A 19,615-nucleotide genomic window follows, 5' to 3' on the forward strand; every position below is an offset into this window, starting at 1 on the left:
CTCATTAGTTATGCGAGACCACTTATCCTGAACAGTTATTTGACCTCAACTGGAAACAAATTTTTCAAAGTACAACTTATAGTCGGCTACCTGATTGACTTCCAGCCAGGTTTGGGTTGCATCTATCATTGGAGGCGGACCACATAAATAGGCATCAAATGGCTGCTGCAGATACTCCTTATCAAATAGATCGCAAACCACACCTTGTTTGCCCTGCCAATGCTCCGACGGCTTCATGACGATGACGTCATAATCAAAATCGGCCAATTGCTCTTTAAATGAATCCAGGCGGTCCAACTCGCTCAAATCCATATCCTGAGTCACGCCGTAGCATAAGCGGATAGCTTGGGTACAATTACCCCTTGCAACCAAATCTTCCAGCATACCCAGAAAAGCCGACAGTCCTGTACCACCAGCTACCATCAATAGGGGCCTTTCTACTTCACGCAGGTAAAAAGCTCCCATGGGTGCCTCGAAGGTTATTTCATCCCCTACCCGGCACCGATAGCGTAGATAATCACTCATCACACCGCTGGGCAGTAGCCTGATTAAAAATCTGACATAGCCCTCTGCTGCCGAGTAATTGGCAAAGGAATAGGCACGCCATTGATCCGTACCCGGAATCTGAAGGCGGGCATATTGTCCGGGCAAGTAACGCAACCGGCCGCCTTCGTCTTCGAGTTGTATTTCAATCAGGGCAGCAGCATCCGACACTTGATTAAAGACTCTCACTGACCCCTTGAATCGTTCACTGGACACACTGCAGAGGGTAGAGTCCACATCGAAATAAAAAGAACCGGACGACTTGAGTCGAGTCTGACATGCCAATATATGTCCGGCTTCAATTTCTTTTTCGGTCAGTGCTTCTTCGTCCACATAATCCAGCTCAATCTCTCCGGATTCACACTGCCCTCGGCAGGTGGCACATACGCCTTCACGACAATCAACCGGTAAATTAACCCCTTGACGTAAAGAGGCATCCATCAATAACTCGTTTTCCTTAACCTCGATAAATCGAGTATTTCCATCACGAAAAACGATAGCTGCGGTATGAGACATAATTACCCCTATCTATTTAAACGTGATAAAAATCGAGAACTGAGTCTATTTTATCGTTAAGTAAGATTGTCTGTTTGTAGGTGATTTTCCAACTGTCATTTTCACGACGCAGTCGATAATTAGCTGTGCCGAAAAAATGTAAACTCTCACCAAATCGATAATAATGGGTAACCCAGTTTACACGGGCAGAAAAAAGACCATTATCTTCTTGCTGATAACGCACATTATTAATAAGGTGCAGAGTTCTCGGCATGGGGGTTGATGCCGCCGACTTACCAGTGCGAAGGCGGAATATGCGATCTTCAATTCCCCCCCTGTCCGCATAATACATCAGGGACATTTCTCGCTTGGGATCGCTGGTATGCTTATGCTCCGTTTCCCATTGGGGGATATGAAACTCAGCATCGGGAGCAAACTGCTCCAGATAGTTGTCCCAATCCTGATCATCGCACAGTGCCGAAAGCTGATAAAAAAACTGTTCGAGTGAGTGTTGGTATTCCATGATTTACACCTCTTCAGACTGCTGTAATTTCTTCTCAAGTCCTTTCAGCATCATTTCCTGCCAGGCACCGTGTTGGTTCACGTAAAGCCCTTCCTGAGTAAACTCGACTCCGGTAATCACCGGCGAAATGCCCAGTACCTTGCTGTTGGGGGTTTCTCCGTATTGCCATGTTTCATGACCACGGGAGATATCGCTCCAGGGAGAGATTCGGGCTTCAAAACCACGCTGAGACTCCTTGAACTCCACCAGGTCGTCAGGGGTTCCCATGCCGGAAACGTTGAAAAAGTCTTCGAATTGACGGATTCGGTTTTCCCTATCGGCAGCCGACTCGCCTTTCACCCCAAGACATAGACTGATCACTTCTGTTTTATTCCAGGCGACCGGACGAATGATGCGCAGCTGGGAACTGATTTGATCCATAAAAAACAGGCTGGGGTAGATATTCAGGTTACGCAACCGGTGCATAGTCCACTTTGCCCGCTCTTCTTCATGGGACTCCAGCAGGCGAGGCATGACGCTCTCATAACCCGGCCGGACCTTTGGGTTTGGCATATCACTGAACAACAGACTGTGACCATGATGGAAAGAAAACCAGCCATCATCCGTATCCTTGTCTCCGGCGCCTAGCTTGCTGTAATCCAGAGTGTCTCCACTGGCACCGTTTTTGCTAGCCTCCAACTCCCGGCGGTGCTGTACCGTGCTCACATAGTTGTAGTGCACAGTACTAACATGATAACCATCCAGGCCGTTTTCATTCTGCAGCTTCCAGTTCCCGTTAAAGGTGTAATTAGACTGCCCCGGCAACACTTCCAGTTCACCATCAACCGACTGTTCAACCATCATGTCGAAAAACAGTCGAGTATCACCGAGGAAGTCTTCCAGGCTCAGATCGGACTCGAGGTCCAGGCTGATAAATACAAACCCCTTGTAACTGGCAATACGCGCCTTCCGCAAGCCTCGGCTGGACTTGTCAAAGTCGGCAGGATATTCGCTCGGCGCCTTGACTTTTACCAACCGGCCGTCCGACTTGTAACACCATGCGTGGAACGGGCAAGTAAAGGTAGACTGATTGCCCTTGCATACTCGGGTCAGGGTCGCGCCTCTGTGCTGGCAGGTATTGGCCAAGGCGTGCAACTCACCCTTGCCGTCGCGAGTAATGATCATCGGCTGACGACCGGCCTGCATGGTAATAAAATCGTTAGGATTGGCTATCTGGCTTTCATGACAGGCAAAAATCCACTGCTTCTCGAAAATCAGTTCCATTTCAAGATCAAACAGCGCCTGGTCGGTGAACATTTCTCGTGCGATTCGATAAACGCCCTGTTCTGGCTTGAAATCGAGACAGCCCTGAATGAAATCCTGCCACTGGGCAACGCTTCTGTGGGTAGTCATGGGGTTCTCTCCTTTTGAACCTGATTGGTATGACTTCAATACTAACGGCCGGACAGAAGGGGCGATATGCAGTTCATGCGTTAACAATATACACTTTATGGCAATACCTAAGTCACCAGATGGTACCTTTCATTAACATTATGGTTCGAGTTGCCCAGTCCAAGCACTGACTCTTCCATCATGACGATTGACATACCACCTTGAACCACACATGATTTTACGTAATATAAATGTTACATAAATCCTGAAAACCTACTCAGTCAATGCCACTATCGGATACGAACTAGGTTATGGGTATTGTCAAGAGGAAGCAGATGAACCAGCACCATAACAAGATACAGAGGCAGTTTCTGGCTGTTGAGTTGAGTAGTATTGATTCGGCCCGCGACTGGATGGGCAGGATCTGTGGCCCCCATAATCTCGAAATCACCCGGCCACAAGAGCTGCTGTTTCGCCATCAGGGAGCTTCATTAGGACAAATATCCTTTGGCGTCATCGAATATTCCACTTCGGCTCAAGTCCAGACTCAGGATTTATTACACAGCTACAGCATCAGCCTGCCTTTTACAGGCACCCAATATATCGAAAGTAAAAAAGATAGAATCGAATCCAACAGCCAGTCGGGCTTAATCGTCTCTCCCGGCAATCCCTTTAGCCTGACGCTGAGCGCAGACTGCCGGAAACAGCTGGTACGGATTTCCAGGACGGCAGTGGAGCAAAAGCTGGCCACTCTGTTGCATAGGGATATCTCTTCCCCGATCATCTTTGAACCCGGTATACAGTTGCATAACGGCATGGATGATTGGTGGAATACGGTGGCAACCTTGCAGAAAATGCTGAAAAATCAAAGCAGCTTATTCGATTTCCCCGATGTATGGTCCTCTTTTCAGGATACCTTGATCAGTGGGCTGCTCTACGCCCAACCCCATAACTACTCCCAAGAGCTGCAAAATCGCCAGTTAAATCGCCCTGCTTACTTGTCCGAACTAGAGTCGATGATGAAGGCTCATCTAGATCAGCCCCTGTCGGTCAGTGACTTCGAAAAAGCGGCCGGCATTAGTCGAGAAAAACTCTACCGGGATTTCCGCACCTTCTACGACTGCTCACCCATGGCCTATTTCCGCAACCTGCGTTTTCAGCAGGTAAGAGAGCGTTTGCAACAGCCTGCTGCCAATGAAAGCGTTTCCAGCATCGCCATGGATTGTGGTTTCAGCCAGCTGGGGCGCTTTGCCAAGGAGTATCAGCAGCGCTTCGGAGAGTTGCCTTCCGAAAGTTTCAAGGGAAAACGTTGATGATAAAAGCGGTTAGCCTTCAACCCGTGGCTTGATAGTATTTCTTAATTATTTTTAATGTAGTAGGAGGATTACAACCAAATTATATTTATTCGGTTAACGGATACTGAGATGCGTATTATGGATAGCTTGTCTGGAGCAGCCGAGCTAAAAATTAAGATGTGGCAATATTTTAAAGTAGCCCCTTAATAAGATGGAGCCACTCAAGACACACTCAAAGATGCTGGCAACATCATTACCTCACCATGGCACTGTAAAGGAGATACACATGGCATCAACGCTCGAACAACTGGCTGAGAATATCGCGAGTAATGACATACAAATAATAGATTTAACACACACTCTTTCCTCCGAATTTCCTTCTCTGGTATTGCCGCCACAATTTGCTCAAGTCTGGTCTTTCAAGCAAGAACGCATTTCGAAGTACGATGATGCCGGTCCGGGTTGGTACTGGAACAATTTTTCATGTGGTGAACATACCGGAACACATTTCGACGCCCCAGCACACTGGCTAAGCGGCAAGGACTACCCGGATAACACGGTTGATACAATTGATAGCAAGCAATTTATTGGCCCAGCCTGCGTTGTTGATGCAAGCCTGGAGGTAGCCAACAATGATGACTGGCTGCTCACTGTGGATTTTCTTCTGACTTGGGAAGAAAAACACGGCCGGATCCCTGCAGGCTCCTGGCTGCTGCTACGTACCGATTGGAGCAAACGAATCACCAACCCGACCGCCTTTGTAAATATGCGGGAAGACGGAGCCCATACGCCTGGCCCCAGCCAAGAAGCCGTTGAGTGGCTTATAAAAGAACGGGACATCCGTGGTTTTGGTGTAGAGAGCATCAATACCGATGCCGGGCAATCCTATTCCTGGCCGTTGCCATACCCCTGCCACACGCTGATGCATGGAGCAAACAAATACGGTTTGCAATGTCTGAAGAATCTGGACAAACTGCCCCCTCAGGGAGCCATTATTGTGGCGGCCCCCCTAAAAATAAAAGAAGGATCCGGCAGCCCTTTACGAGTATTGGCGCTGGTGGAATAAAGCCCTGTATTCCTCCCCTTAACGACTCGTGATTAAGAAACAGGCCGGAAAAATACCAAGCTCAAGTTTAGATCCTGATTTTTCATCAGAATGACAGTTGATAGCGAAGAGCCAAGCGCAGAAAGTAAAATACCGAGCCACGGGCTCGGTATTTATTAGTTAACTGTCAGCTTTCGGCTGACGATTTATGGCTGTGTTTATTCCAGCATATGTCGGATCACATAATGCAGGATGCCGCCGTGCTGGTAGTAAGTTAGCTCATTACCGGTATCGATACGACAGCGTACCTTGACCTCTTGCTTGCTACCGTCAGCTCCTTCAATGACCACCAGCAATTCTTTGCCTGGGCTCAAGTCGTTCAGCCCCTTGATGCTGATCAGCTCGTCTCCTTTCAGCCCCAGGCTCTCGGCGCTGTCGCTGATGAACTCCAGCGGCACCACGCCCATGCCAATCAGGTTGGAGCGGTGAATACGTTCATAGGATTCGGCAATAACCGCGCGCACCCCCAATAGCAAGGTGCCCTTGGCCGCCCAGTCACGGCTGGAGCCGGTGCCGTACTCCTTGCCGGCGACCACCACCAGCGGCACCTTCTCTTCTTGATAACGCATGGCCGCATCGTAAATCGATAACTGCTCACCGCTCGGATAGTGGCGCGTTTGTCCGCCCTCTACGTCTTCCAGCATGCGGTTACGAATACGAATGTTGGCAAAGGTGCCGCGCATCATCACTTCATGGTTACCACGGCGCGAGCCGTAAGAGTTAAAGTCCTTGCGATCCACTCCCAGTGATTCCAGATAGTGCCCTGCCGGGCTGTCGGCACTAATGCTACCGGCAGGCGAAATATGGTCGGTGGTCACAGAATCGCCCAGTATGGCCAGCAACCTTGCCGCTTTGATATCCACCACCGGCTCGGGTGTTTTACCCATGGTCTGGAAAAACGGCGGATGCTGAATATAACTGGAGTCGGACTGCCAGTTAAAGGTGCTGGTGTTTTCAACATCAATGGCGCGCCAATGCTCATCACCATCAAATACGGCCGCATATTCCTTGTGAAACATCTCGGTTTTCACCAGCTCTACCGCCTCGGCGATGGTCTGCTGTGATGGCCAGATATCTTTCAGATACACCGGCTTGCCGTCTTTGTCGGTACCCAGCGCATCTTGGGTCAAATCCATATGCATGCTGCCGGCCAGCGCATAGGCAACCACCAGAGGTGGGGACGCCAACCAGTTGGATTTCACCAGTGGATGAATTCGTCCTTCAAAGTTACGGTTACCCGACAGTACGGCGGCCACCGTCATGTCTTTCTTTTTAATGGCTGCTTCGATGGGCTCGGGCAAGGGGCCCGAATTACCAATACAGGTCGTACAGCCATATCCCACCAGATAAAAGCCCAACTCTTCCAGATAGGGCATTAATCCGGCTTTAATCAGGTAATCGGTGACCACCTTGGAGCCCGGAGCCAGGGAACTTTTCACCCAGGGCGCCCGGGTTAACCCTTTTTCAACCGCGGCCTTGGCCAGCAGCCCTGCCGCCATTAACACACTCGGGTTAGAGGTGTTGGTACAGGAGGTGATGGCCGCAATGACCACGGCCCCGTCAGCTAATTTATGCTTATTACCATTGAGTGAAAACTCGGTCCCTTCCAGCGATTGATTGAGGGCCACCGCCGTTTGACCGCCTTCGTTTTCCAGGCGCTGCTCTTGCTTTTTCTCGACCACCAGCTCGCGGCTTAAACTAAAAGCTTGCGGCACATTAGACAGCGTGACCCTGTCTTGCGGACGCTTGGGGCCAGCCAGACAGGCTTCTACTTCGCTCATATCCAGGCCCAGGGTATCGGTAAATACCGGCTCGTCACCCGCATTACGCCACAACCCCTGCGCCTTGCTGTAGGCTTCAACCAGTTCAACCTGCTCTGCACTACGCCCGGTCAGGGTGAGGTAGCGCACGGTTTCTTCATCTACCGGGAAGAAACCACAGGTAGCACCGTATTCTGGTGCCATGTTGGCAATGGTGGCTCTGTCTGCCAGCGGCAGCGTGGCCAGGCCATCACCGTAAAATTCAACAAACTTGCCGACTACGCCTTTGTTACGCAGCATTTGCACCACGGTTAACACCAGATCCGTCGCGGTAATGCCCTCACGCAACTTGCCCGTCAGCTTGAAGCCAACGACTTCCGGGATCAGCATGGAGACCGGCTGGCCCAGCATGGCCGCTTCTGCTTCAATACCCCCTACCCCCCAGCCAAGAATGCCCAGGGCATTAATCATGGTGGTATGTGAGTCGGTGCCGACCAGGGTATCCGGACAAATAACGGTGTCATTACCCTGCTCTTGCTGCCACACGGTTTGCCCCAGATATTCCAGGTTCACCTGGTGACAGATACCGGTACCTGGCGGGACCACTCGAAAGTTATCGAAGGTTTTCTGACCCCAGCGCAAGAAGGCATAACGTTCACCGTTGCGGGCCATTTCCATGTCGACGTTGGTGGCAAAAGCCTGCTCGTTGGCAAAGGCATCCACCATGACCGAGTGGTCGATGACCAGGTCGACCGCCGACAAAGGGTTAACCTGTTCGGCTTTGCCGCCGAGGCGCTGCACCGCATCGCGCATGGCCGCCAAATCGACCACCGCCGGCACGCCGGTAAAGTCCTGCATCAGCACTCTTACCGGGCGAAAGGCAATCTCCCGGCTAGACTCGCCCTGTTTTAACCAGGCAGCCATGGCCGCAATATCCTCTTCGCTGACGGTATCGCCATCGAGGTTGCGCAGCAGGTTTTCGGTAAGTACTTTCAAGGATTTAGGTAGACGAGCAAGCTCTTTGCTCTGAGACAGCTTTTGCAGGCTGTAATATAGATATGACTTCTGACCCAGTGTGAGGGTCTCGGTATAAGACGCATTAACGCGAGTAGACATCCTTTCCCCCTTAACGATGGAAATGGCTGGTGAAAAACACAACCAGCACAGCATGACCCCTCTTATTTAGTCACAGACCGGGCAACAAAGAAAGCCCCCGGTAAAACTACACAATAATCGACCTTATTGACGTAAAAACAAGCGGATACTGCTAAGTTAAAGATAGATTCAATTTTTTAACCCTCGGGTGGCATTTTTCTTGTTGGCGCTTGTTCTCAGGATAGCGTAGATAGTGCCCCCAAGTACCAGCTATATAAACCACCAAGAATAGAGAGCTCTACCACACTTATGAAAATTGCCATTCTTTCTCGTAATGCCTCCCTGTATTCCACCCGTCGCTTACGCGAAGCCGCCGAGGCTCGCGGCCACGAAGTGCGCATCATAGATGCGTTAAAGTGCTACATGAACATTAATGACAACAAGCCCTCTATTCATTACCACGGTGTTGAGCTGGAGCAGTTTGATGCCATTATTCCGCGCATTGGTGCCAGCGTGACCTTTTACGGTACCGCCGTGCTGCGCCAGTTTGAAATGATGAATTGTTATTCGTTGAACCATTCCGCCGCCATCAGCCGCTCTCGCGACAAGCTGCGCTCGTTGCAGTTGTTGTCTGGCCAGGGGGTCGGCATGCCGGTGACGGGCTTTGCCTGTAAACCCGACGATGTACCCGACCTGATTGATATGGTCGGTGGCGCGCCGCTGGTGATCAAGTTGCTGGAAGGAACTCAGGGCATAGGGGTGGTCCTGGCGGAGACGCGCAAAGCGGCCGAAAGCGTACTGGAAGCCTTTATGGGGTTGAAAGCCAACATCATGGTGCAGGAGTTTATTGAAGAGGCCGGTGGGGCCGATATTCGCTGCTTTGTACTGGGCGATAAAGTAATTGCCGCCATGAAGCGTCAGGCAAAAGAAGGCGAGTTTCGCTCCAACCTGCACCGCGGGGGAGCCGCTCAACTCATTCGCATCAGTCCGGAAGAGCGTAAAACCGCCATTGCTTCAGCCAGAGCCATGGGCCTGAATGTGGCGGGCGTGGATCTACTGCGATCCAAACGGGGCCCCTTGGTAATGGAGGTTAACTCTTCTCCCGGCTTGCAGGGCATTGAAGTCGCGACCGGGAAAGACGTGGCCGATTTAATGATCCAGTACATAGAAAACAATCATCATAAAAAACTCAAAACCCGAGAGCGTGGCTAATGGTGACTCCTTTTCAACTTGCCGGCCATCAGGTCGATCCCGGACAGCGCCGGGTGCTGCAATTGGCGCTGGCTCAGTTGTATACCCAGTCGCCGCTGACCATGCCGCTGGAAGTGATACATGGCAAACACCCCGGCCCGGTATTATTGATTTGTGCCGCCATTCACGGTGATGAGCTTAATGGTATTGAAATAGTCAACCAGGTGTTGGCCCGTATCAATCCGGCCCGCTTGAAAGGTACCCTGATTGCCGTCCCCGTGGTCAATGTATTCGGCTTTATTCACAAGTCACGTTATTTACCGGACAGACGCGACTTGAACCGGTGTTTTCCGGGGTCGGTGAAAGGCTCTCTTGGCTCGCGTGCGGCGCACTTTTTTGTCGATAATATCGTCAGCGAGTGCACTCATATTATCGACTTGCACACGGGTGCCATTCACCGTTCCAACCTGCCACAAATTCGCGCCAAGCTGGACTGTGATACCACCAGCAAGATGGCGGAAAGTTTTGGGGCTCCGGTCATCCTGGACGCCAGTATTCGCGATGGCTCCTTGCGTTCGGTAGCAGAAAGTCGGGATATTCCGGTCATTTTATATGAAGCCGGAGAAGCACTGCGCTTCGATCCGGTGGCCATCAAGGCCGGCACCCGCGGCATACTGAATGTGATGCGTACCCTGGGGATGCTCAAGCCGACCGCCACTAATAAAGTTAAAATGAGCCCCATGATTGCCAAGTCCAGCAACTGGATCCGGGCCGAGCAGGATGGTTTATTGCACCTGAAGGCCAGATTGGGTGACCGGGTAAGCAAGGGCCAGAACCTGGGCTTCATTTCCGCCCCCCTGGGTGCGGAAACCTGTGAAGTGATAGCCGCCAGAAGTGGCATCGTCATTGGCTGCCTGACCATGCCCTTGGTCAACGAAGGCGATGCCGTGTGCCACATTGCCAGCTTTGATGCGGTAAAACAGGCCGAAAGAAGCGTAGAGCGCTTTGTTGACGAGCTGGATATTCACCCGCAGACCTTCTAGGCCCGGTCTCCCTTTTTTCATTAAATATCTTTCAAACAACAAAAGGGGCCCCAAGGCCCCTTTTTAGTCACTTATCTGCTTGCCGGTATTAATGCACGATACGGGCACGGATGGTGCCTTCAATGCTCTTCAATTTGGCCAGGGCAGTTTCGCTTTGCTCGGTTTCCACTTCGATGACCACATAGCCGATTTTAGGTGTGGTTTGCAGGTACTGAGAGGCAATGTTGATGTCGTCGGCAGAAAATGCCTGCACGATTTGGCTCAAAATACCCGGCTTGTTGTGGTGAATGTGCAGCAAGCGGCTGGTATCCGGATGCTCAGGCAAAGACACTTCAGGGAAGTTGACCGCAGACAGCGTAGAGCCGTTGTCGGAATATTTAATCAGCTTGCCAGACACTTCATAGCCGATATTTTCCTGTGCTTCCTGGGTGGAACCACCAATATGCGGAGTCAGGATCACGTTGTCGAACTCACGCAACGGCGATACGAACTCTTCATCATTAGACTTGGGTTCAACGGGGAACACATCAATGGCTGCGCCGGCCAGGTGCTTGCTGGACAAGGCAGATGCCAGGGCATCGATATCCACCACGGTACCGCGGGATGCGTTGATCAGGATAGAGCCGGGCTTCATCATGGCTATTTCTTTGGTGCCAAACATGTTTTGGGTTTGAGGGGTTTCTGGCACGTGCAAAGAGACCACGTCCGACTGAGCCAGCAACTCCTCCAGGCTAAACACCTGGGTGGCATTGCCCAGGGACAGCTTGGTCTCGATGTCGTAATAAAACACCTGCATGCCAATGCCTTCGGCAATAATACTCAGCTGAGTGCCAATGTGGCCGTAACCGATAATCCCCAATCGCTTGCCACGTGCTTCAAATGCATGGTTGGCCGTTTTATGCCACTCACCTCGGTGCGCCTTGGCATTACGCTCGGGAATGCCACGCAGCAGTAACAAGGCCTCGCCCAATACCAGCTCGGCCACGCTGCGCGTATTGGAGAAAGGCGCGTTAAACACCGGAATACCGCGCATTTCAGCCGCTTCCAGGTCAACCTGGTTGGTACCAATGCAGAAACAGCCTATGGCCACCAGCTTTTCGGCAACATCCAGCACCGACTCGGTCAGCTGAGTGCGTGAGCGCACCCCTACGAAATGAACGTCTTTGATGCGTTCTTTTAATTCGTCTTCTGCCAGTGAGGTCTTCAAGTAGTCGATATTGCTGTAACCAGCATTTTTGAACATCTCAACGGCACCCGGGTGTACACCTTCGAGCAATAAAACTTTAATTTTTTCTTTATCTAAAGAGTGATTCGCCATTACCTGGTCCTTTGTGACTGCTGCGTGAGTATTTTCTATAAAGTATCAAAAACATCGGCTTGAGGGAATTTATGTTACCAAAGTCACGTTTTTTGAAGTTATAAATTTTTTTTTAATGACGGCAAGCTAAAGTTATTCAGGTTATGGACTTGTTTTCCCCTCCACTACAACAGGCGACTCTGCAGTATCCAGGAGGACAAAGGGAGCTGCTCCACCGAGCATCACATGACAGGGAGGTCATGTGCTGAGCGTCACAGGGAGGTGCTTGCAGCGTGTCGGTGGAGTGGGCCCTTTGTTCGGAGTTGAGATGACAATCGAATAGAACGATTATTTAATAGGATTGGTATTAAACGATGAGTAGCAACTGCTGCTAATTCAGGTTAAATACAATTTGCACTTGATCGCTAAACTCAATTTCATTTTGCACATAGCTGGCATCCAGTGCTTCTTCCGACCCCATTTTACTGCTCATCATCCCATAGTGACGAGGCGGAGCACCTGACCGGGATGGCTGATATTCGATGGCATACACCTCGCCCAGCTTGCGATCGACTGCCAGGCTGAGCTCTTCGGCCAGTTCGCGTGCATTGGCTACCGCTGCCAACCTCGCCTGTTGGCGCAGCTCGTCGGCATTGCGTCGCCCGTAACTCACTTGCTGAATATTCTGTACACCCTGCTCTAATATCTTGTTCAGGGCCTGGCTTAGCAGGTCAAGATCATACAGGCGGATACTGATTTGACGCTCAGCCTGGTAGCCCAGCAGCTTGGGCGGGTTACCATTTTTCCCATATTGATAATCGGGCCGCGTAATGATGTTGCCACTGTCGATGTCTTTTTTGCTCACCCCCAGGCTGGCAAGACTACTGAACAGGGCCGCCACCCTGGTGTCTACTTCTTCTTTGGCTGTGCGGCTGTCCGGCTTGAGTGCCGTTACTCCCACCGACAGCGTCGCCATATCGGGGGCGACTCGTATTTCGGCCTGCCCTTGCGTCACCAGGTGTGGTTTGTCGGGCACGGCAATGGCAAGTGCGGTCGTGCTGATGAGTAATGGCAGTAAGGAAAGTGTACTCAGTACTGTGGTACGCATAGGTAAAGCCTCATGTTCAAAAAGCGCCCCAAACAACTCGCGTTGGGCTTGTTGCGTTAATCATGATGACTATACATGGCTAACCAGCCGAGCACATCGTCGATTGATTCGTTATTGAAGCCAACTGCGTCAACCGGGGTCGTAACCGGCTCCTCCAGTAACCGGTCCGCATCATTCAAAATATCGGCCAGCGTCGATATTTCTTGTGTATCCTCTTCTTGTGTATCTGCTTCCTGCGCCAACGGCGTTAACCTGATCAGAGGCAAAGCCGGATCCCATTGCGGCGCTGCCGGGTTTGCTTCATTTTGCTGATGCAGGGAGAGCTCACTGCCGCTATCGTCCAGCAAGATAATGCTCTCGGGCTGACTATCGCCGACCAGTGACCAGTGCTGTGCCATAAAATCGATAGAAAAGATGGCGATGGGATCCCCCTCGCCATCGAACAGCTCTATCTGCTCCAGTTGGCCACCACTTAATGACCAAGGCACTCCAACGCCGTCATCAACCAGAATGTCTCTGCCATCCCAATGATAATTGACGCCTTGCAGCAAAACCCCGGATACCTTGGCCATGATTACCTCTTGTCTGTCCAGAAAAGGCGGCCGCCCCGCCCTGTATCAGCTATCTATCACCAGGCTCTGTTCAACCAGCATGGCATTGATGAGCTCCGTGCTGCTTGCCGCCCCGTATAATTCCAGCAGATCGACGTTTTCAAAACGTATTTGCTGCCATTCGCTACCCGCTTCGGGTGATACCTGCAGCAGGGTATCGCCGTGATCTGACTTGAAACTCAAACAGTCAGACAGATCGTCAGTCTCGACATCCGTCAGCAAGGCACTCAGATCCAGCTTGTCCTCCTGGGTGAAGTCGGTAATGACATTGACCGAGTGGGGCTCGAACTCGGTGAAGATGAAGGTATCGACTCCGTCCCCGCCGCTCAGGATATTGTTGCCCAGCAGACCGTTCAGCTCATCGGAACCGAGCCCTCCCTGCAGCACGTCTATGTCGTTGCCGCCCGTCAGTGTGTCACCTCCTTCCTGCCCCAGAATGTGAAGCTTGCTGACTGCCTCCCCGTTCAGATCAAGGATGTCAGCCTGAACCGAGCCAAGTAAATGCTGGGTAGTACTGTCGATGTGAATACTGAACGGGTGAGTGACAGCCTCTCCGTCACAACCCTTGGCGGTGAATGTAAACTCCAGTATCTGATCGGCCAGAAAGGCAGAGTGCTGCAGCGGATCCAGGTTGTGCAAATCAAACTCGTAACTGCCGTCGATATTCATATCCAGAGTGAAAAACAGCGAATGACCGCCAAGCCCCCACTCGTCGCCGAGAGAGGCCGTCAGCCGCTCCCCCAGGTAGTGTTCACCATCAAACCTGTCTTCTCTTGTCAGCACGACGCCGTCCGGGCAGTTCTGCAACAGCACATTAATGCCAGAATTGGTATCCCCCATGTCGATCAGCAAGTCCGCCGCCGCAAGGGCATGGCCCCAGAGTCCCGCAAAGGTCGCAGCCACATGGGGCAGACTGATCTGAGTAATGGAGAAAGTAACAGGTACATGATGATCGTGATTACCGTGATTACCGTGATCATGACCATGATCGTGGTCGCAATCATCATCCGGATTACCGTCAGGAGGGGGTGTCTGGCCACTGTCGTTGACGGTAATGTTCAGCTTGGCGCTGCTGGTATCACCATCACCGTCTGTCATGGTGTAGGTAAAGGATTCGGTGAGGCCCCCCTCACTCACATCTGCCGGACCGCGGTAGGTAAAGTCACCGTTGGAGTGCATGGTGAGAATGCCGTTGTCGGTGGGAATGTCTACCGAGCCATTTTCCGGTACATCATAGGTATTTTCGCCGTAGGTTACGGACACCACACGGCCGGAGCCATCGGCTCCAATCGCATCATTATCGAGCACATTCCCTGTTAGTACCGTCGGTGTCGGTACGGTTCCCTGCAGAGCTGCATCCAGCTCGGTGGCGTTAGCGATCAACAGAGTGTCATCGCCGCTGTTGCCGACTTTATCCAGCTCGGCCTCCGCATTTGACCCCGCAACACCGACTCCAACGGCAACCACATCGATGTTATTCCCATCGACAAAGCCCTGCCAGCCATCGGGGGCATCTCCCCTGTTGGGCTCGCCATCGGAAATAAAATATACCCTGTGTATCTCACCCGGCTTGTCATCGAGCTGTTCGGTCAGGACGTCCTGAGCTTTATTCAAGGGAGCCGCATAGTTGGTAAAGCCGCCCGCCTCAAGGGTATTGATATAGGCTATGGCCTCGGCAGGCGTCATATCGATCGACTGGCCTTTAATGTTGCTGCCAAAATCAATCACGCTGATCCGCAACTCGGCCGCGAGGCCCTCATAGCTGTTGATCAGGTTTATCAGCGCCGCCTTGGCCAGCAAAAGCTTGTTGCCATTCATGCTGCCCGAGGTGTCAATCACCAGCATCAGGTTGTAACAGGGCAGCCCGCCCTCGGTAACACTAACGTTGTCGTCTTCGGCCATGGGGCCATCATCGTGCACATCTATGGTCAGGCCGGCACTGGCCTGATCACCGTCATCATCGGTGGCCCGCACCTCGAAGTTTTCCTTGAGAATATCCTGGTCGCCTGTTTTATCGATGCCGGGATGATCGGTCGCGCCGCTCAACTCATAGCGCCACTGGTAAACCCCATCGACCAGAGTCACTTCCAGAGTGCCGTACTGGCCAATTATCTGCCCGCCCCCGGTCACATCGACCCATTCACCGTTGGCCAGCCTGATCTCGAGTTTAGCCAGGGCATCCCCCCCGGTATCGATGTCGAAGTGGCCGGTCGCACATTCGTTGTTGCTCTCAGGGTTGCTACCGTTGGGCAAGGCGCTTTCTTCTACATAGGCGGTCTGGGAGCCACCAGAACCGCCACCGCCTGAACCACCATCGCCGGGGCCACCGCCATCACCCGGTGGTGAGGGAGGGGGATCTATCACTACTGTGATAATGGGAATGGAGTCGTCGGCAGCACTATCCCGCTCGGGCAGTATACGCACCTGCGAAGCAAACGCCTCGGGAGCAAAACGCGTGTCAAATCCCGCTTGGGAGATGACGGCATTACCTACGCGCTCTACCGACACAAAACCGGCGTTACCACTACTGCCGGTAAACGTCCCCACAGAGTCTGGGTTACCGGCCGCCGCAGGTTCAAATAACTCACTGGGATCCAGACCCGCCAGAATAGCCGCCTGAATATCGCTGATATCCGCCGGCGCCACCGCGTTATTGTCGGGGGTAGCGGCGACTGCCTGGTTAGAAGGTGCATCTCTGTAAACAATATGGGTGCTGCTATTGGTCAACAACACAGTGCCGGGGGCAAGCACTTGCCCTATGGTAACGGGCGTGACGGCTCCACCCTGACCAATAATGAAGGCCCGCCCCTGCAAATTAACAACCTGCAGGGCGGTATCAATTCGAGTGGTTTCCATGGCGTTATCCTTTCTGCCTTTGATTACCTTTAAGGCTAGAAGGGAACCCCCACCAGATCATGCTCAATATTTAGGCAGCAAGCCGATAAATATCCCTGCATCCTGTCTAAAAAATAGAAGGGTTAAACCAACTTGTGTGGCGGGCTGACAAACCCCTGATAGGCATCCACGTACAGTTCTTTAAGAACTTCAAGCTGTTGCTCGGTTTCTACTCGTGTCGCTATGGTCAAGGCCCCCATGCTGTGCGCCGTTCGGCAAACCGCAGCCAGAAAGGCGTCATCATAGTTCTCTTCCATGACCTGGCTGGTAAAACCATGATCCAGTTTCACGTAATGCGGCCTTAAATCACCGAAGTGGGTCAACAAATCGAAGTGTCGTCCAAAGTGATCGACTCCCCAGGAGACTCTGAGTGCACCAAGCGGAGCCAGCAGGGCATTTTTATCCCAGGCAAAGGCACTTTCCGGCAGCTCTAAAAGCAACCTGGAACAGACCTCACTATGCTGCACAAGCAACTGATCAAGCTGATGCCAGAACCCGGCCTGACGACAGCTGTACTGAGTCAGGTTAACGGCCAGCCGTAACTCTGGTCGCATGGCCAAATGTACTAATGCACGTTCAATAATATGCAAATCCAGCCGTTCACCCAGTTTGAATTGCTCCACCATGGGCAAAAAGCTGCCGGCGCCATAGCTGGCGTTATCGGTACGAATGGCAATGTATAATTCTTCGTGCTGCAGTGTGCCATTAAAATCAAATACCGCCTGGCTACTGAGTTCAAACAGATCCTCGGTCAGCGCCGTTTCTATCAATTTTTTCCAGGCCATGCGGCCCAGCTGATGCTCCTGTTGGCGGTGCTCGATAATCACGGCTCCCGCTTCATTCATGCGTGCCTTGTTTAATGCATTATCGGCTCGGGTCAGTAGCTGACTGGTATCGTCTCCACTCTGTATCACGGCCATGCCGACCACTGAGATACTTCTGTTGTGGGCCGGATCGACTACCAGTTCGGCAATCAGGCGGTTGATTTCCTCGCCCAGCAGCGACAATCGTTCAACATCCGATTCGGGTACCAGAAGGGCAAACTCTCGCGCCGACAGACGCGACAAGGCGCACTCGTTGAAGCGCTGGCAAAGCTGCCGCAAATGGGTGGCGATGGCTTTAATCATTTGATCCCGGGCGGCAAAACCTTCTTCCTGATCCAGCCGCTCCAGCATATCAACCGACACCAGTATGACGGCACCGCCGGTGCCATCGCTGATCCAGGACTGACTTTGTGATACAAAATAGGCTCGGTTACCCAGCCCGGAGGTGGGATCCCAAAATGCCCGGTGGCGCAAGCGTTCGGCTTCCTCTGTTTGTTCTTTAAACTGAGCTTCCAGCTTTCCGGCCATGTTGTTAATGGCCAGCACCACCTCTTTCAACTCTCGAGTACCGGGGACCGCTATCGGCTTGCCAAAGTGATGCAGCGCGATTTCCCGAGCTTGCTCTTCAATATCATGCAAGGGTTTCAGCAAGTAACGCAGGGCCAGTATCAACAGCCCCCATACCAGAAAGAAACACACCACAAACCAGGTCGCCAGCTGGCTCATGCCTTGCCACAGCTGATAATAGGCTTGCCCCGGGTGCCCCTCTACCGACAGTTTGCCGAGTTGCAGCCAGCCCGATGTCAGCACGGCCTCGTGCCGCGCGCCATGAAACAACCCTAAATTGATGAACCAGTCGGGCACCCCCTGGGGGGCAGCGAGATGTTCTCGGGTAATCTGTGCATTGGCCGCCAATAAATCGAGCTGCACCTTGCGATAAAAGCCACCGTCAAATACGGCATTAATGACAGACTCGGCGCCCAGGGTGTCACTGGTCTCCAGATAGGGGGTGAGTGCCAGTCCCAACGCGGTCACGGTATTCACCACAGTGGTTTCCTGTTGTTGCGCCAAATAGCTTCTTGTAGAGCTGAACTGCACCGAATAGGCGGTAATAAACAAGATGGCAAAAAGCAACAGCATGGTCACCAGAAGCTGTCGGTATAGTGTCATGGTTATTTATCCAAATTCAGTTTGGGCCGCTGCAGCCGGTTGACATCAACCCGGCCGCGTAAGTCATTCCAAAGAGACAGACGGGATGCCTGTCCGGCCAGCTCGCCCTGCCCACGCTCGCGCATCAGCCACAGGTGTTGCCCGTTAAAACTGTAAACTGGCGCTAAATCATTGCGCTCTGTTGCCAAGCGAATAGTGCCTTCCAGATTATCCAGAATAAAAGGGACGGCCGCCGGCGTGGGATAATAGGCCACCACCATATGAAATTGATTCAGCTCCAGTGCCTTGACATAGACCAGCCTCAACTTTTCATCGGCAATACCCAGCTCGCGTAACGTAAAATACTTGGCCACACTAAAGTCTTCGCAATCTCCGCCACCCGCCCCCAAAAACTCTAAGGGGGTGGCCCAATAATCCTGCTTTCCCCACAATTTAATATCATCGAGGAAATGTAAGCGATTAAAAAAAATATTCACGCGAGATAATAATTCTCGCTCATTCCAGTTTTTGCTTTGCCCGTCTCTAACCAGTTGCCGCCACTGTCGAGTACGGCTTTCCGCGGCCTCACCATAAAACTGCCGTACCGCCGAGGCCATTTCTTTATCTTCATCCAACGATGTTTGGGCCGTTACGCCAAGCACCATGCTCAACATAACCAGCCCGGTCACGCCGAATAAACACCCTTTCATTAATTGGCACTATTCTCAACGCTGTATACATTCCAACGCATGCGAACCTCGTCGCGCATCGCCGTTAATGCCCCGACCACACGGCGGTTGGCGGCCGCAACCTGCTCACCCTCACCCATTAACAACGGCTTGGTCTCGCCATAACCAATAATGTCCAGTCGACTGCCATCGACACCGGTCTTGATCAAGGCGCTACGCACTGTTTGCGCTCGACGCTTGGACAGTGCCAGGTTGTACTCTTCGGTGCCGACCCGGCTGGCATGTCCTTCCAGCAGCAGTTTCAGCTCGGGGTTTTCCGCCATAAAGCTGGCCATTTTATTAATTTCATTTTGATATTTCCGTTTGATTACCGAGCGATCATGGTCGAACAGGATAATAATATCCTGTTGCAGGGCTTCATATTGCTTATCGCCACAGCCCTCATTGTCAACGGCCGAGTTAACAACCGAATCCAGGCAATTATCTCTTGCCGTGATCACGCCGTCCCTATCCATATCGCTCAGGTCATAGGCTGCAAGCGTTTCCTGCTCCGGTGCAGTCGTCAGGCTGCAGGCTGTCAGTGGCAATATAAATGCCAATACTGTCCATATTTTCATCTCT

At 52.1% G+C, this 19,615-nt stretch carries 15 protein-coding genes; 4 read left to right on the forward strand and 11 right to left on the reverse strand.

Annotated features, from left to right (window positions below; translation table 11 throughout):
• Nucleotides 1-45: 45 nt before the first annotated feature.
• Genes antC through antA form a run of 3 tightly spaced genes read right to left on the reverse strand, consistent with a single transcriptional unit; the run spans nucleotide 46 to nucleotide 2,953 of the window.
• The gene (antC, locus tag ACN0VL_RS03130; protein ID WP_417614668.1) at nucleotides 46-1,059 is read right to left on the reverse strand and encodes an anthranilate 1,2-dioxygenase electron transfer component AntC; all 1,014 of its coding nucleotides are present in this window, start codon (nucleotides 1,057-1,059) and stop codon (nucleotides 46-48) included.
• Nucleotides 1,060-1,075: 16 nt separating this feature from the next.
• Complete coding sequence (gene antB, locus ACN0VL_RS03135; RefSeq protein ID WP_417614669.1) at nucleotides 1,076-1,561, reverse strand: anthranilate 1,2-dioxygenase small subunit; 486 nt, start codon at nucleotides 1,559-1,561, stop codon at nucleotides 1,076-1,078.
• A 3-nt stretch (nucleotides 1,562-1,564) separates the two neighbouring features.
• Complete coding sequence (gene antA / locus ACN0VL_RS03140; protein ID WP_417614670.1) at nucleotides 1,565-2,953, reverse strand: anthranilate 1,2-dioxygenase large subunit; 1,389 nt, start codon at nucleotides 2,951-2,953, stop codon at nucleotides 1,565-1,567.
• A gap of 314 nt (nucleotides 2,954-3,267) precedes the next feature.
• Between antA and ACN0VL_RS03145 the strand changes: the two genes are divergently transcribed.
• Both ACN0VL_RS03145 and ACN0VL_RS03150 read left to right on the forward strand, forming a co-directional pair.
• Nucleotides 3,268-4,245: an AraC family transcriptional regulator gene (locus ACN0VL_RS03145; protein ID WP_417614671.1), complete on the forward strand. Its 978-nt coding sequence runs from the start codon at nucleotides 3,268-3,270 to the stop codon at nucleotides 4,243-4,245.
• A 268-nt stretch (nucleotides 4,246-4,513) separates the two neighbouring features.
• The gene (locus ACN0VL_RS03150; RefSeq protein WP_417614672.1) at nucleotides 4,514-5,293 is read left to right on the forward strand and encodes a cyclase family protein; all 780 of its coding nucleotides are present in this window, start codon (nucleotides 4,514-4,516) and stop codon (nucleotides 5,291-5,293) included.
• A 197-nt stretch (nucleotides 5,294-5,490) separates the two neighbouring features.
• On the opposite strand, the gene acnA is transcribed toward ACN0VL_RS03150, so the two are convergent.
• Nucleotides 5,491-8,208 carry an aconitate hydratase AcnA gene (gene acnA, locus ACN0VL_RS03155; protein WP_417614673.1) on the reverse strand — a complete coding sequence of 906 codons (2,718 nt, stop codon included), beginning with the start codon at nucleotides 8,206-8,208 and terminating at the stop codon, nucleotides 5,491-5,493.
• A 288-nt stretch (nucleotides 8,209-8,496) separates the two neighbouring features.
• Between acnA and rimK the strand changes: the two genes are divergently transcribed.
• The gene (rimK, locus tag ACN0VL_RS03160; protein WP_417614674.1) at nucleotides 8,497-9,399 is read left to right on the forward strand and encodes a 30S ribosomal protein S6--L-glutamate ligase; all 903 of its coding nucleotides are present in this window, start codon (nucleotides 8,497-8,499) and stop codon (nucleotides 9,397-9,399) included.
• A complete protein-coding gene (locus tag ACN0VL_RS03165) occupies nucleotides 9,399-10,421 on the forward strand; it encodes a succinylglutamate desuccinylase/aspartoacylase family protein (RefSeq protein WP_417614675.1) in 1,023 nt (340 codons plus the stop codon). The genes rimK and ACN0VL_RS03165 overlap by 1 nt, the downstream gene beginning before the upstream one ends.
• An 88-nt stretch (nucleotides 10,422-10,509) precedes the next feature.
• Here the strand turns inward: ACN0VL_RS03165 and serA are convergent, their stop codons facing one another.
• The 7 genes from serA to ACN0VL_RS03200 form a co-directional block, all read right to left on the reverse strand.
• Nucleotides 10,510-11,739, reverse strand: a complete 1,230-nt coding sequence (serA, locus tag ACN0VL_RS03170; RefSeq protein ID WP_417614676.1) for a phosphoglycerate dehydrogenase — start codon at nucleotides 11,737-11,739, stop codon at nucleotides 10,510-10,512.
• Nucleotides 11,740-12,109: 370 nt separating this feature from the next.
• Entirely contained in the window at nucleotides 12,110-12,826 is a 717-nt protein-coding gene (locus ACN0VL_RS03175) for an SIMPL domain-containing protein (protein WP_417614677.1), read from the reverse strand.
• Nucleotides 12,827-12,882: 56 nt separating this feature from the next.
• Nucleotides 12,883-13,398 (reverse strand): hypothetical protein, encoded by a 516-nt coding sequence (locus ACN0VL_RS03180; RefSeq protein ID WP_417614678.1) that lies wholly within the window; start codon nucleotides 13,396-13,398, stop codon nucleotides 12,883-12,885.
• Between the two features lie 45 nt (nucleotides 13,399-13,443).
• On the reverse strand, nucleotides 13,444-16,293 hold the full coding sequence (locus tag ACN0VL_RS03185) for a retention module-containing protein (protein ID WP_417614679.1): 2,850 nt from the start codon (nucleotides 16,291-16,293) through the stop codon (nucleotides 13,444-13,446).
• 122 nt (nucleotides 16,294-16,415) lie between these two features.
• Entirely contained in the window at nucleotides 16,416-18,326 is a 1,911-nt protein-coding gene (locus ACN0VL_RS03190) for an EAL domain-containing protein (protein ID WP_417614680.1), read from the reverse strand.
• Between the two features lie 2 nt (nucleotides 18,327-18,328).
• Nucleotides 18,329-19,015, reverse strand: a complete 687-nt coding sequence (locus ACN0VL_RS03195; protein WP_417614681.1) for a transglutaminase-like cysteine peptidase — start codon at nucleotides 19,013-19,015, stop codon at nucleotides 18,329-18,331.
• Nucleotides 19,015-19,611, reverse strand: a complete 597-nt coding sequence (locus tag ACN0VL_RS03200; protein WP_417614682.1) for an OmpA family protein — start codon at nucleotides 19,609-19,611, stop codon at nucleotides 19,015-19,017. The genes ACN0VL_RS03195 and ACN0VL_RS03200 overlap by 1 nt, the downstream gene beginning before the upstream one ends.
• Between the last annotated feature and the right edge of the window lie 4 nt (nucleotides 19,612-19,615).

It is taken from the genome of Oceanisphaera sp. (genome assembly GCF_048268965.1).
GTDB lineage: Bacteria > Pseudomonadota > Gammaproteobacteria > Enterobacterales > Aeromonadaceae > Oceanimonas.

Excerpts from the sequence above, each read along its gene's own strand:
- ACN0VL_RS03190 (WP_417614680.1), bottom strand. The coding sequence starts at position 18,326 with ATGACACTATACCGACAGCTTCTGGTGACCATGCTGTTGCTTTTTGCC.
- ACN0VL_RS03195 (WP_417614681.1), bottom strand. The coding sequence starts at position 19,015 with ATGAAAGGGTGTTTATTCGGCGTGACCGGGCTGGTTATGTTGAGCATG.
- antB (WP_417614669.1), bottom strand. The coding sequence starts at position 1,561 with ATGGAATACCAACACTCACTCGAACAGTTTTTTTATCAGCTTTCGGCA.
- ACN0VL_RS03200 (WP_417614682.1), bottom strand. The coding sequence starts at position 19,611 with ATGAAAATATGGACAGTATTGGCATTTATATTGCCACTGACAGCCTGC.
- antA (WP_417614670.1), bottom strand. The coding sequence starts at position 2,953 with ATGACTACCCACAGAAGCGTTGCCCAGTGGCAGGATTTCATTCAGGGC.
- acnA (WP_417614673.1), bottom strand. The coding sequence starts at position 8,208 with ATGTCTACTCGCGTTAATGCGTCTTATACCGAGACCCTCACACTGGGT.
- ACN0VL_RS03175 (WP_417614677.1), bottom strand. The coding sequence starts at position 12,826 with ATGCGTACCACAGTACTGAGTACACTTTCCTTACTGCCATTACTCATC.
- ACN0VL_RS03180 (WP_417614678.1), bottom strand. The coding sequence starts at position 13,398 with ATGGCCAAGGTATCCGGGGTTTTGCTGCAAGGCGTCAATTATCATTGG.
- antC (WP_417614668.1), bottom strand. The coding sequence starts at position 1,059 with ATGTCTCATACCGCAGCTATCGTTTTTCGTGATGGAAATACTCGATTT.
- ACN0VL_RS03165 (WP_417614675.1), top strand. The coding sequence starts at position 9,399 with ATGGTGACTCCTTTTCAACTTGCCGGCCATCAGGTCGATCCCGGACAG.
- ACN0VL_RS03150 (WP_417614672.1), top strand. The coding sequence starts at position 4,514 with ATGGCATCAACGCTCGAACAACTGGCTGAGAATATCGCGAGTAATGAC.
- rimK (WP_417614674.1), top strand. The coding sequence starts at position 8,497 with ATGAAAATTGCCATTCTTTCTCGTAATGCCTCCCTGTATTCCACCCGT.
- ACN0VL_RS03145 (WP_417614671.1), top strand. The coding sequence starts at position 3,268 with ATGAACCAGCACCATAACAAGATACAGAGGCAGTTTCTGGCTGTTGAG.
- serA (WP_417614676.1), bottom strand. The coding sequence starts at position 11,739 with ATGGCGAATCACTCTTTAGATAAAGAAAAAATTAAAGTTTTATTGCTC.
- ACN0VL_RS03185 (WP_417614679.1), bottom strand. The coding sequence starts at position 16,293 with ATGGAAACCACTCGAATTGATACCGCCCTGCAGGTTGTTAATTTGCAG.